We start from the raw sequence: 14,735 nt of genomic DNA on the forward strand, positions 1-14,735 counted from the left end.
GTTTTGTTTTTTATCTCTATTAATTATTTATTTTGCACAACAATTTGACTAGCAGCGCCTTTGCATACATGAAAAACAATACATTCAGATATTTCATCACTTGTTTTGCTTTTTTGTTGTTATCAATTGGTCTTTTTGCCAATGATATTCAAAGTATTGGGGTTCCCTATGTTCAGAATTATCCAAAATCATCTTATTTATCGGGTAACCAAAACTGGTCTATTGCCAAAGACAAAAATGGTTTGATGTATTTTGGTAACGCCGAAGGACTTTTAACCTATGATGGCAAATATTGGCAACAATATAAAATGCCAAATCGTCAAATTGTACGTTCTGTAGCTACAGGTAGCGATGGTACCATTTACACAGGTAGTTTTGGTGAGTTTGGCTATTGGTCGTACAAAAACAAACAATTAACCTATAATTCGTTGGTTAAACTCATTCCAAAACCTTATCAATTAAGTGATGAGATCTGGAAAATATATGTTGATGGAAAGCGAATCCTCTTCCAATCTTTTTCTACCATCTATCTTTACGAGAATAAAAAGGTGGTGGTACTAAAAGCCCCAAATGCTTTCTTGTTTTTACATCAGGCTAATCAAAAACTCTTTGCCGAAGTATTGGGCAAAGGTCTTTTTGAACTTAAAGGAAGAAATTTTGTACCCTTAGCAGGAAGTGAAATATTGGGCAATACGGGTATTCTATCTATCCTGCCATACAAAAACAACAGCTTTATTATCGGCACCAGTAAAAATGGCCTTTTTATATACGATGGTCAAAGTTTTACACCGTTAAACAGCCCTGCCAACTGGTTTTTAAAAACCTACCAACTGAACAATGGCGTAAGAATTTTAGATAAATATTATGCTTATGGTACCATTTTAAATGGGCTGATCATTATTGACGAGAATGGCAAAGTTGTGCAGCGCATTAATAAATCTAGTGGTTTACAGAACAATACCATTCTAAGTTTATATGCCGATAATGAACAGAACCTTTGGGCAGGATTAGATAATGGTATAGACCGCATTGAACTAAACTCACCCCTATATTTCTATTTTGACAAAGCCGGTCAGTTTGGGACTGTTTATTCTAGTTTAATTGTTAAGAACAAAATTTATTTGGGTACCAATCAAGGGCTGTTCTGGAGTCCGTGGATACCTGAGAATGGAAATTTATTCAATTCTTTTGATTTTAAACTCATTCCAAATTCGCAAGGGCAGGTTTGGGACTTGAGCGAAATAGACAACCAATTGATTTGCGGCCATAACGATGGTACATTTAACATTGTGGGCGATAGGATGGAGAAAATATCAACCATTAGTGGAGGTTGGACCATCAAAAAACTAAACTCAAATCCCAACTACCTAATTCAAGGTACTTATACTGGTTTGGTCATTTTTGTAAAAGATGCTGCCGGCAACTGGAAATTTAGCCATAAAATAACAGGTTTCGGAGAACCATCACGTTATGTAGAACAAGATAGCAAAGGCGATATTTGGGTGAGCCATGCCTATAAAGGATTGTACAAACTGACTTTAAGTGCCGATTTAAAAAAAGTAACCAGTATTAAATATTTTGATGAGAAGAATGGTTTACCCAGCAACTTTAACATCAATATCTTCAATGTAGAAAATAAGATCATTTTTTCATCAGATTCTGGTTTTTTAACTTATGATGAAATTGACAATAGCTTTAAACCTTACGAATCGTTAAATAAGAATATTGGCAGTTTTTATGCTTCCAATAAAATCATCAATGCCGGATTAAAAAAGTACTGGTTCATTAACCACGGTAAAATGAGTTTGGTAAACTTAACAGAACCTGGTAAAATAGCTATCGATTCGAGCAGGTTTAGCATTTTAGATGGCCGAATGGTGCAGTATTATGAGAACATTAGTCAAATTAGTAGTAAAATCTATTTAATTAGTGTTGACGATGGCTTTGTAATTTACAACACTACCAATACCGAAAATAAAGCACAAACATTAAAACTACCCTCGGTACTGATTAGAAAAGTAGAAGACATTACCGATAAATATAGTACCCTTACTGAAAATGGAAGTAGTGAAGAAGCCATAGAAATTCCATTTAGCAGGAACAACATTCGCATTTCTTTTTCCCTACCCTATTATCGCCAATCTAAAATCAAGTTTCAATATTATTTAGAAGGTTACTCTAAACAATGGTCTGATTGGAGTTCAGCTACGCAAAAGGATTTTACTAATTTAAGTCGTGGCACTTATGTATTTAAGGTAAGGGCAAAAATTAACGAAGGTTCGATTAGCGAGATTACCAGTTTTGAATTTGTGGTTTTACCACCTTGGTATGGCAGCAATTGGGCTATCGCATTTTATGCCTTAATTGGTGTGGTAGCACTAATTGCAGGTAAACGAATTTATGAGGCTAAGCTTAACAAAGACCAACAAGCAATTAGCCTTAAATTACAAGCCGAAAAAGAAGAATTTGTAAAGAAAGAAGCAGAAGCCAACGAAAAACAGATTATTAAATTACGAACAGAAAAACTTCAGGCAGAATTAGCCTCTAAAAATAGAGAATTGGCAAACTCTGCCATGAGCCTGGTTTATAAAAACGAGCTCCTTCAAAAACTCAGCGAAGAGATGACCAAACTTAAAGATGAGAATGGCAAGAAGCTTTCGGAAGACCAATTGCGAAAATTGCAAAAGGTAATTGACGACGGTATGAACGATGAACGAGATTGGAACTTATTTGAAAGTAGTTTCAATGAAGCGCACGAAAGTTTCTTTAAAAAGCTCAAAGCTAACCATCCAGATCTTGTACCAAACGACCTCAAACTATGTGCTTATCTGCACATGAATATGAGCAGTAAAGAGATGGCCTCACTCTTAAATATATCACTTCGAGGTGTAGAAATACGTCGGTACCGCTTGCGTAAAAAACTAGAAGTTCCACACGATAAGAACTTAGTTGAGTTTTTAATGGAATTGTAGCACTACATCATTACCTCTCATAGCTTAATTTTAAACACACTACAAGGCCATTCATTTTTCGGTTTTGTAGTACCCCCATTTTTTCTATTATTTACCTAAAAACGCCATTTTTAAGCAAATAACCCACTTCAAGCTCTCGCTTGTGAAAGTACGTATCAGTACTTTGATGTATTAATGTATAGGTGTCTGAACTTGTAGTTACCAAACAAAAACAGAAAATTAGAACAATCAATTAAATCAAATATGATAACAGTATGAAAAAAATCTTTACAAAATTTTCTGTTCTAACTATTCTTTGTTTGTTTTTGTTTAGTGTTGCAAATGCCCAGAACATTACAGTTACGGGTAGTGTCAAAGATGATGGCAATATTGCTATCCCATTTGTAACAGTACTCATCAAAGGAACAAATCGTGCAGTTCAGTCAGATGCTAGTGGAAACTATTCCATTAGTGCCCCGAGCAACGGTACATTGGTATATTCCTATTTAGGATATATAACACAAGAAATTGCGGTCAACAACAAAACAAAAATTGATGTTACCTTAAAAGCAGATACCAAAAACCTAGAGCAGGTTGTGGTAGTTGGTTACGGTACTCAAAAACGAAAAGATTTAACTGGTGCCATCTCAAGTGTAAGCGGAGATGATGTCGCAAAAATGCCTGCAGTTAGTCCCTTGGCTTCTTTACAAGGAAAAGTAGCCGGTTTAACCGTAGTTAACTCTGGTGGTGCAGGTTCTCAACCAGTAATCAGGATCCGTGGTATTGCAAGTACAAACGATGCAAATCCACTTTATGTAGTTGATGGGTTAATACAAGACAATATCGACTACCTTAATCCTGCTGATATTGAGTCGATAGATTTATTGCGTGATGCTTCATCATCAGCTATCTATGGTTTAAGAGGAGCAAATGGTGTAATTGCCGTTACCACCAAACGTGCAGCAAAAGGTCAAACCCGTATTAATTTTACCAGCAATGTGGGTGTTCAAAAAGTACTCAATAAAATTGCAGTTACCGATGCAGAAGGATTTAAAAAACTATATTCAACCCAACTTGCCAATATCAATGCAGCGCCTTTCGATTTTAGTAATTATACAGGCAATACAAACTGGCAAGATCTGATCCTTCAAAATGCAATCATCAATTCAAACAGTTTAAGTGTTTCTAACACTGGCGAAAAAAGCACCACATTAATCAACCTTGGCTACAATAACCAAGATGGAGTGGTGAAGTATGAAAACTTTCAAAAATTCGTACTTCGTTTAAGTGAGGAAATTAGAGTAACTGATAAATTTAAAATTGGTGGCGATTTTACTGGATTTCATTCGAAGTACAATCCAGCTTCTGCAGGTTTAAACAATGCGCTTTGGGCCTCCCCAATCGTTCCAGTTCAAACCAATGCTTCTACATTTTATGCAATGCCTTCTTTCCAAAGAGCGCAAGTTGGTAACCCAATTGCAGCTTTAGAACGCAACAATAGATCAGCAATCAATAAAAATTTCAGATTCAACGGAAGCATTTTTGCAGAGTTAAAATTCCTTAAAAATTTCACCTTACGTTCTACTTTATATGCTGATTATGCTTTTGGTACTTCAAGAGGATTTTCTCGCCCACCTTTTACCTTTATCAATGTAGGCGAAAATGGAGGAGCAACTACAACTACCAAAGACAACCTGTTCCGTTCTACAGTTACCCAAGGTCAATCAGAAAGCCATAGATACCAACAAGATCATACTTTAACCTATGAGAAATCTCTTGAAGGCGGCCATAGACTAACTGCAATGGCTGGTTTCACGTCTTTACGTTTTGCCAACTCAAGTGTAAGTGGCTCTCGTACAGATAGTACTTTAGTGGTACCTGGCGATCCAGATCTTTGGTATTTAGGCATCATTAACCCGAACAACATCCAAAGCAATGCTGGTGGTGGTGGCGAAGAAAGCAATGCTGGTGTATTTGGAAGAGTAAGTTATGCCTACAAAGACAAGTACTTATTTAATGGAACGATCCGTAGAGATGGTAGTTCGAGATTTGCACCTGCAAACAGATGGGGAACCTTTGGTAGTGTTGGTTTTGGTTGGGTAGCTAGTGAAGAAGATTTCTTTAAAAACAACATCAAAGGCATCGATTATTTAAAGATCCGTACCTCTTGGGGTAGATTAGGAAACTCAAATAGTGTTCCTGGAAACCTTTATCAACAAGGCCTTTCAACTGGTTCTACTGCTATATTTGGCGACAATATCTATACTGCCGTACAAAATGCTTATCAACCCGATCCTAACCTTCATTTTGAGATTGTACAAGGTACAGATATTGGTTTAGAGGTAAAAGCTTTAGATACCCGCTTAAGTGCAGATATCAATTTCTACAGTAAAACAACTACTGGTCTTTTAACTACTTTCCCTTTACCAGCCGCACAAGGTGGATTAACTTATTTTACCAATTTGGGTAAAAATACCAACAAAGGTATTGAAGCAACTTTAGGATGGTCTGATAAAATTGGCAAAGAGTTTAGCTATAGCCTTTCTGGTAATTTCAGTTATAACAAAAACCGCATTGTATCTCTTGGTAATACTACCGAATTCCAGATTACAGGAAATAGTGGCATCAACTTAACCAGCACAGGTCAATCTATCGGTTATTTTTATGGTTACAGACAAGTAGGTATCTACCAAACTGCTAAAGATATGTTGAGTATGCCAGCATTCTCAAACTCACAATTGGGAGATATCGCCTATGAAGATATCAACGGCGATGGAATCATATCTCCTTTAGATAGAACTTATTTGGGTACTCCATTTCCTCCATATAGCTATGGCATGAGCCTTTCATTAGCTTACAAAGGTTTTGATGCTTTGGTAGAAGGTCAAGGTGTGGTAGGCAATAAGATCTATACCCAACGTCGTACAGCCAATTTTGCTACTTTAAACTACGAGAGCAACAGGTTAAACGCATGGACTGGTCCTGGTACTTCAAACGTAGAGCCAATTTTAGACAATACACGTGGAAACAATTTCTTGTTTAGTTCGTACTTTTTAGAGCCGGGAGATTATTTCAGATTGCGTACCGTTCAATTGGGTTATACTTTCGGTAAAACATTAATGACTAAAATAGGTGCTCAAAGATTGAGAGTTTACGTTAGTGGCCAAAACCTTAAAACTTGGACCAAAGCAACTGGTTATACACCAGAAGCACAAATTGGAAGCATTTTAGGTGGTGGAGCTGATAACGGAGTATACCCTGTTCCAGCTGTTTACACTTTTGGATTAAATATTACTTTTTAATTGACCTCATTTTAAATTTTTATCAAATGAAAATATTTAATAATTATAAAAGAAACCTATGTGTGGCCTTAACTGCAGCAACATTTGTTTCTATCAATTCGGGCTGTAAAGATTTCTTGGATACACAGAGACAAGGAGCATATACTGCCGACAATTATCCTTACCCTCAGGGAGGAACACCATATGATCAATTCTTGTTTTCTGCTTACGATGCCTTAAGAGCCTACAATTATGTTTCTGATGGTTTTATGGTAGTAACCAGTATTAGAAGTGACGATGCCGACAAAGGCAGTACCCCTACTGATGGTGGAGCCGATGTAATTGCAATGGACAATTTCCCAGCTTTAACCAACGGAAGGGTAAACAGTTTATGGACAGAATACTATGCCATGATTGGCAGATGTAATACCATTCTGGATAAAGTGCAAAACGATAAAGATATTATTGCTACAGATCAAATGAAGATCCAAGCTGAAGCAGAGGCCAGATTTTTACGTGGTTACTCTTATTTTGTATTGGTTAGAGCATTTGGCAGGGTACCTAAAATTGACAAAATACAAGCTGTAGCTTCAAATGTACCACAAAGTACACCAGCAGAGATCTATGCTTTTATAGAAAGTGACCTTCAATTTGCAGCGACTAACCTACCAGCGGTTTGGGACAAAAAATTTGTGGGCAGATCAACAAAAGGAATGGCGAATGGTATATTGGCTAAAGCCTATTTATATCAGCAGAAATGGAATCAAGCCATGACAACTGCAAACATTGTGATGACTTCTGGCCAATACGACTTGTCTACACCATACACTACCATTTTTGGTGAGGCTGGCGAAAACAGTAAAGAATCGATTTTTGAAATCCAAGGTACAGCTAGTGCAACAGTACCAACTAACAATGGAATTCAATATGCAAGTATCCAAGGCACAAGAGGAAGCAGTACAGAATGGAACAGAGGTTGGGGCTGGAATATGCCTAGCGCCATGTTAGAGGCTGCTTATGAGCCTGGAGATCCACGCAAAACCAGAACGATTTTGTATAGCAGTACGGCTTCAACACCAAGTACTACTATCTATGGTCAAACAGCTCCACTTTTCCCTACAGATGTACCAAATACCAAATACAACCAAAAAGTATTGGCTAACCCTACCTATATTGCCATGTACAATAACAGAGCTGGTTGGTGGATGAATGTTCGTATTTTGCGCTACGCTGATGTTGTTTTAATGTATGCAGAAGCTGCAAATGAGTTAGGTGGTACTGCCAACACTACAGCAGCCTTAGCTGCAGTGAACAGTGTACGTGCAAGAGCAAGAGCGGGTAACAATTCTATTCTTCCAGATGTAACCACTACAGACCAAACGGCTTTGCGTAATGCTATCCGTCAGGAAAGAAGAATCGAATTGGCAATGGAACACGAACGTTTCTTCGATATTGTACGTTGGGGTATTGATCAAGATGCAATGATAGCTGCCGGAAAAACTGGCTACAATCCAAATCGTGATCGATTGTTACCAATCCCTCAACAACAAATTGATTTAAGTAAAGGTGTATTAACGCAAAACCCAGGTTACTAATCACTTAAAATAGTAGAAACATGAAATTTTCAAATTTATATAGAACAGTTTGTGCACTAGGTATTTTACTTACTGCTACAACATTTTCATCTTGCGAAAAAGATGGCAATCCAAATAATCTACCAGAGCTAGACCCTAATGATTATGCAGGAACGATTGGAGGTTTTAGAACCACCGATGAAATTCTAAAAGATAATCTAGTTGCCTATTTTAGCTTTGACGATAACTATTCGGAAAAATTGAGCAACACAGCACCAACTACAGCTGCTGGAAACTCGTTGGTTACTGGTTTTAAAGGAAAAGCATTGAGCTTAGATGCAGGTTTCCTATATTTTGCCAACCAATTTGCTGCATTTAAAACCGATCCTTTTAAAAGTTTCACCATTAGCCAATGGATTCAAATTTCTAACAATGGCTCTAAAAGAACCATGTTAATGCAGTTTGCACGTCCAGGTATGTTTGATGGAAGTTTAGATGTAAGGTTAAACACCAATGGTTATCCTGCTAGTAATATCGATGTATTAAAAGTAGGTCCGAGATTTAGCACTATAGGTGGCGGTTCTCAAGATAATTTGAACGCTACACTATCTCCAAAAATTGGTCCTGATAACTGGGTACACCTTGTATTAAGTTACAATGGAAAAACTGGCAGGTTCAACGTACTTACCAATGGAATAAACATTGGCAGCTATTCTGATAGAGGCGTTGGCAACAACTTATTCAAATCTTACGAGCCAGGAGAATTTATCATTGGTGGCAATTACAACGTTATACCAGGCAAAACTGTAAACACAAGTACAGAATATGCTGCCATGACTGGTAAAATTGACGAGATTAAAATCTACAATGCTTTTATGCCAGACGCCGTTGTAAATGCAATGTACAAGCTTTATTTAGACAAAAAATAACTTAACCCTATGTTTTACCACAGTAGTGCAAATGCGCTACTGTGGTATTTATTGAACACCCACAGCATGAAAATAATAAAAACCTTAAATGTTGTCCAGCTCTTATTGGTCATCCTCATTTTTTCAGGCTGCAAAAAAGGCGGTAAAGACACGCCTGCAAATACCGATACTTCCTTATCGTTTACAGTAAATGGTGTAAATAATGGCACCTTAAAATATACTGGCCTCACCTTAAAACCTAATATCAAATTTACCTTTACCGAAGCCATCAATACTTCAACCGTAGCAAGCGGAATAACTTTAACCGATGCAGGTGGCGCTACAATGCCAGTTGCAAGTTCATTCCAAGATGGTAATAAAACATTAACCATTACCCCGCAAAGCGATTTCAAGTCTTTTACCAGTTATACCTTAACTGTAAACGACAATCTAAAATCAGCAGGTGGTGGTAGATTGATCAATCCGATCAACATTAACCTCGTATCTGGTTTAGACAATAGCGACAAGTTTACTCGTATTACAGACGATGAGCTGTTAACCTTGGTACAACAACAAACCTTTAAATATTTTTGGGACTTTGCACACCCAGTTAGTGGCTTGGCCAGAGAAAGAAACACATCAGGCAACACGATTGCTATTGGTGGTTCTGGTTTTGGCATTATGGCCATTGTAACAGGTATTCACCGTAATTTTATCACCAAAGCAGAAGGATTGGCAAGATTGCAAAAGATTGTCGACTTCCTTAAAAACAAAGCAACCAGACATCATGGTGCCTACCCTCATTGGTTAGATGGAAATACCGGAGCTACCCTTCCTTTTAGTGCAAAAGACAATGGTGCAGATTTGGTAGAAACTTCTTATTTAATGCAAGGCCTAATTACAGCTAGGCAATATTTTAATGGAGCCGATGCTGCCGAAGTTGCCCTAAGGGCAGATATCAATGCCATTTACAATGGTGTAGAGTGGGCATGGTTTAGAAAAGACAACAGCAATGTACTGTATTGGCATTGGAGCCCTACAAATGCTTGGGAAATGAATTTACCCATTCAGGGCTGGAACGAGTGTTTAATTACTTATGTATTGGCTGCCGCTTCGCCTACCTCATCTATTCCAAAAACAGTATACGATCAGGGTTGGGCAAAAAATGGCGCCATGAAAAATGGCAACTCTTATTATGGCGTACAATTGCCATTAGGTATTGCCAGTGGGGGCCCATTATTTTTCGCCCATTATTCTTTCTTAGGCATTAACCCAATGGGCTTAACCGATGCTTATGCCAATTATGAAACACAAAACAAGGCGCATACCTTAATCAATTATAACTATTGTGTAGCCAATCCATTAAAAAATGCTGGCTACAGCGCAGACTGTTGGGGTTTAACTGCAAGCGATCTCCCGAATGGTTATGGAGCAAGCTCGCCTACAAACGATAAAGGTGTAATTGCACCAACTGCCGCTTTATCTTCTTTCCCATATACCCCAACAGAGTCAATGCAGGCACTTAAATTCTTTTATTACAAATTGGGTGATAAAATATGGAAAGACTATGGCTTTGTAGACGCATTTAATTTAAACGATCCGTGGTTTGCCAGCTCAACATTGGCTATAGACCAAGGTCCAATTATCATCATGATAGAAAATCACCGCAGCAAATTGTTGTGGAATTTATTTATGAGCGCTCCAGAAGTAAAAACAGGAATGAGAACACTTGGATTTGCAAGTCCTAACCTATAAAACACACACAAATGAAATTAGTATATACATTTTCCTTACTATTTATATTAACGATCAGCTGTCAGGCCCAGCAAAAAAATAAATCAACCACCAAAAAGAAGCTAAGCGACAACGAGTTGCTGACTTTGGTAGAAAAGCAAACTTTTAATTATTTCTGGGATGGTGCAGAACCCATTTCTGGTTTAGCAAGAGAACGTTTCCATAGCGACAATGTATACAGAGAAAACGACAAAGATGTAATTGCCACTGGTGCTGTTGGTTTTGGTGTAATGGCTATCTTAGTAGGCATTGAACGTAAGTTCATTACCAGGGAACAAGGATTGGAACGCCTCCAAAAAGGGGTCAACTTTTTGGAGAAAGCAGACCGTTTCCATGGCGTATGGCCACATTGGATTTACCCAAGTGGCAAAGTTAAGCCATTTAGCAAGTTTGATGATGGTGGCGATCTAGTTGAGACTGCTTACCTAGCACAAGGTTTACTTTGCGTTCGTGAGTATTTTAAAAATGGAAATGCAAAAGAAAAAGCATTAGCTGCTCAAGTAGATGAACTTTGGAAAGGCATAGATTGGACTTGGTATAGAAACGGCAATAAAAATGTATTGTACTGGCACTGGTCGCCAAATGTAGGCTGGAAAATGAATTTTGCCCTAGAAGGTTACAACGAGTGTTTGATTACCTATATCATGGCTGCTGCCTCTCCTACCCATACCATTCCTGCTGAAGTTTATCATGAAGGTTGGGCAAGAAATGGAAAGATCAACACCAATATCAAGCCTTATGGCCATCCCATTAAATTGGCGCATAACGGAGAAAAAAATAGTGTAGGCCCACTTTTTTGGTCGCAATACTCTTATTTAGGTTTAGATCCCCGTGGTTTAAAAGACCGTTATGCCAACTATTGGGAAGAAGGTAAAAATCATACCCTTGTTAATTATGATTATTGCGTTGCAAATCCGAAAAAATTTAAAGGTTATGGTCCTAACTCATGGGGTTTAACAGCAAGTTACTCGGTAAAGGGCTACTCTGGCCATAGTCCAACAAATGATTTAGGTGTAATTACACCAACTGCAGCCTTATCATCTTATCCATATACGCCAAAAGAATCAATGAAAATGATTAGGCATTTATATGAAGATTTGGGCGATAAGGTTTGGGGAGAATATGGTTTTTATGATGCCTATAGCGAAACAGACAACTGGTATCCAAAACGTTATTTGGGCATTGATCAAGGTCCTATTGTTGTGATGATCGAAAATGGCAGAACTGGTTTGTTATGGAAATTATTTATGAGTGCCCCAGAAGTAAAAACTGGGTTAAAAAAATTAGGTTTTACTAGTCCTGCCATTAAATAAAAAACACTTTAAATAACAAAGTAGCTGGATAATAAACTTAAGAATAGATTTAAAATGTTTAGCCAATTATAATTTTTTAACCCTAAAACTTAAATCATGAAAAAAACTATTCAAGTCTTATGTCTATTTGTAATTGTTGTAGGAGTAACTACCCCTATTTCGGCCAGCAAAAACAATCATAAAGTTATTAAGATAGTCAAAAAACAAACCATGGTAGACTTTGTAGCTTATAACAGTACCTCAACTACTGCTTGGGTCTATTTATACAATACGGTAACAGACGAAGGAAACTATTACAGTGTACCTGCCAATACCCCATCGCATGGTACCGTAATTGGCCAGATCCCTTACAACGATGATATTTATACCGGAACTGTACAATTGGAAGATGCAAGTTATAGAACCATTCAACTTTACCACGCAAGAGGCGTAGGAATAAACACTTTAAATGGCACTGACCTAGCTATTGGTTGTGGCGCCTGCGCATTTGTGAGCATCGACTAAATCAAATCAATTGGTTAAACATTTTATTGACCATGTAACCTAACAAAACCAACAAACATCTATAAAAACAACACACAAATTATACTTCAATGAAAAAAATTAGTCTCCTTCTTTTATTAGCCGTTTTCAGCACTGCTCAGGGTTTTGCCCAGCAGAAAAAAGCAGTTCCTGCTGCCCAACAACAAATGGATACTTTCATTAGTACCCTCATGTCTAAAATGACCATTGATGAAAAAATTGGTCAATTAAATTTACCGAGTTCTGGCGATATCACTACTGGGCAGGCCAATAGCGCTAACATCAGTAAAAATATCAGAGAAGGACAAGTTGGAGGGTTATTCAACATTAAAGGTGTAGATAAAATAAGAGCTGTACAAAAGATTGCCGTAGAAAACAGCCGCATGAAAATTCCATTGCTTTTTGGAATGGATGTAGTGCATGGCTACCATACCGTATTTCCAATTCCGCTAGGTTTGAGTAGCACTTGGGATATGGCAGCAATCAAAAAATCTGCCCGTATAGCTGCTGTAGAAGCAAGTGCCAGTGGTATCAATTGGACCTTTGCACCAATGGTAGATATTGCAAGAGATCCACGTTGGGGCCGCGTTTCTGAAGGTAGTGGCGAAGATCCTTATTTAGGCTCTCAAATTGCCAAGGCAATGGTTACAGGTTTCCAAGGCAGGTTACAAGCCAATAACGAGATTTTAGCATGTGTAAAGCATTATGCCCTTTATGGAGCCGCAGAAGCAGGAAGAGATTATAACCCAGGAGATATGAGCCGTGTAAAAATGTTCAACGAATACCTTCCACCATATAAAGCCGCTATTGATGCAGGTTCTGCAAGTATCATGGCTTCTTTTAACGAAGTAGAAGGCATCCCTGCTACAGCCAGTAAATGGTTAATGACCGACATATTACGTAATCAATGGGGCTTTAAAGGCTTCGTAGTAACCGATTATACTGGTATTCCAGAGATGATTGACCATGGCATGGGCGATTTACAAGCTGTTTCTGCTTTGGCCTTAAATGCCGGTGTAGATATGGATATGGTTGGCGATGGTTTTGTGGGCACCTTAAAAAAATCATTGGCAGAGAAAAAAGTAACCTTGGCACAGATCAACAATGCTTGCCGTTTAATTTTAGAGGCAAAGTATAAATTAGGTCTGTTCACCGATCCGTATAAGTTTTGCGATCCATCGAGACCCGCAAAAGAAGTATTCACCCCAGAAAACCGCCAAGCAGCTCGCGAAATTGCCGCTGAGAGTTTTGTATTGTTAAAAAATAAAAACAATGTATTGCCCTTAAAAAAATCAGGCACCATTGGTTTAATTGGCCCATTAATGGACAATACAGCCAACATGTTTGGTACTTGGAGTGTGGCTGCCATGCCAGACATAGCCGATAAATCGATAACGGTATTGCAAGGATTGAAAAATGTGTTAGGGACAAATGCAACTATTTTAACTGCTCGTGGTTCTAATTTCTTGGCAGATGCCAACTTAGAAAATCGCTATGTAAATATCCATAACCCTACCTACAAGCACGATTCAAGACCAGAGGCCGAGATGATTAAGGAAGCGGTAGAAGTAGCTAAAAAATCGGATGTGGTGGTAGCAGTAATGGGCGAAGGTTCTGAATTTAGTGGCGAGAGCAGCAGTGTAACTAATATTGAAATTCCTGAAACACAAAAAAACCTGTTAAAAGAATTGGCTAAAACGGGCAAACCAATTGTGTTGGTTTTATTTACTGGCAGACCATTGGCTTTAAAATGGGAAGAAGAAAATATTCCTGCTATATTAAACGTGTGGTTCCCGGGTAGCGAAGCTGGAAACTCGATTGCTGATGTCTTATTTGGCGAGGTAAATCCTTCAGGAAAACTAACGGCAACTTTCCCTCAAAACATTGGACAGATTCCTTTTTATTATGCACACAAAAATACTGGTCGCCCCTTGGCAGAAGGTAAATGGTTTACCAAATTTCGCTCTAACTATTTAGATGTAAGTAACGATCCGCTTTATCCTTTCGGATATGGTTTAAGCTATACTACTTTTGGCTTTAGCGACATTAAATTAAGTTCAAACACGCTAAGCAAAGGCAAAAGCATTACCGCCACCGTAACCTTAACCAATACCGGAAAATACGATGGAAAGGAAGTGGTACAGCTTTATATCAGAGACATGGTAGCCAGCATTACCCGCCCAGTAAAAGAATTAAAGGGTTTCCAAAAAGTGAATTTAAAAGCTGGAGAGAGCAAACAAGTAAGTTTTACCCTTACCGAAGAAGACCTTAAGTTTTACAACTCTGATTTAAAATTTGTAGCCGAACCTGGCGATTTCAAATTATTCATCGGTGCAAATTCGAGGGATGTAAAACAAGCTGATTTTAAACTGACCAAATAAACCAAAAAATG

Annotated in this window: 8 protein-coding genes; all 8 read left to right on the forward strand. The window is 38.0% G+C overall.

All coding sequences use genetic code 11. From position 1 onward, the window contains the following. Nucleotides 1-68: 68 nt before the first annotated feature. The 8 genes from AQF98_RS03670 to bglX all read left to right on the forward strand — a co-directional run bounded on the left by AQF98_RS03670 (nt 69) and on the right by bglX (nt 14,724). Nucleotides 69-2,972, forward strand: a complete 2,904-nt coding sequence (locus tag AQF98_RS03670) for a triple tyrosine motif-containing protein (protein ID WP_055130549.1) — start codon at nt 69-71, stop codon at nt 2,970-2,972. Nucleotides 2,973-3,226: 254 nt separating this feature from the next. After that, nucleotides 3,227-6,253, forward strand: coding sequence for a TonB-dependent receptor (locus AQF98_RS03675; protein ID WP_055130550.1), 3,027 nt, complete (start codon nt 3,227-3,229; stop codon nt 6,251-6,253). A gap of 26 nt (nt 6,254-6,279) precedes the next feature. Next, on the forward strand, nt 6,280-7,827 hold the full coding sequence (locus tag AQF98_RS03680) for a RagB/SusD family nutrient uptake outer membrane protein (protein WP_055130551.1): 1,548 nt from the start codon (nt 6,280-6,282) through the stop codon (nt 7,825-7,827). A gap of 20 nt (nt 7,828-7,847) precedes the next feature. Continuing rightward, complete coding sequence (locus AQF98_RS03685; protein WP_055130552.1) at nt 7,848-8,735, forward strand: LamG-like jellyroll fold domain-containing protein; 888 nt, start codon at nt 7,848-7,850, stop codon at nt 8,733-8,735. Nucleotides 8,736-8,801: 66 nt separating this feature from the next. Further along, entirely contained in the window at nt 8,802-10,469 is a 1,668-nt protein-coding gene (locus AQF98_RS03690; RefSeq protein WP_055130709.1) for a glucoamylase family protein, read from the forward strand. Between the two features lie 11 nt (nt 10,470-10,480). Continuing rightward, nucleotides 10,481-11,821, forward strand: a complete 1,341-nt coding sequence (locus tag AQF98_RS03695; protein ID WP_055130553.1) for a glucoamylase family protein — start codon at nt 10,481-10,483, stop codon at nt 11,819-11,821. A 96-nt stretch (nt 11,822-11,917) separates the two neighbouring features. Beyond that, a complete protein-coding gene (locus AQF98_RS03700) occupies nt 11,918-12,325 on the forward strand; it encodes a hypothetical protein (protein ID WP_055130554.1) in 408 nt (135 codons plus the stop codon). An 89-nt stretch (nt 12,326-12,414) separates the two neighbouring features. Continuing rightward, nucleotides 12,415-14,724, forward strand: coding sequence for a beta-glucosidase BglX (bglX, locus tag AQF98_RS03705; RefSeq protein ID WP_055130555.1), 2,310 nt, complete (start codon nt 12,415-12,417; stop codon nt 14,722-14,724). The last annotated feature ends 11 nt before the right edge of the window (nt 14,725-14,735 follow it).

It is taken from the genome of Pedobacter sp. Hv1 (assembly GCF_001412215.1).
In the GTDB taxonomy this organism is placed as follows: Bacteria; Bacteroidota; Bacteroidia; order Sphingobacteriales; family Sphingobacteriaceae; genus Pedobacter.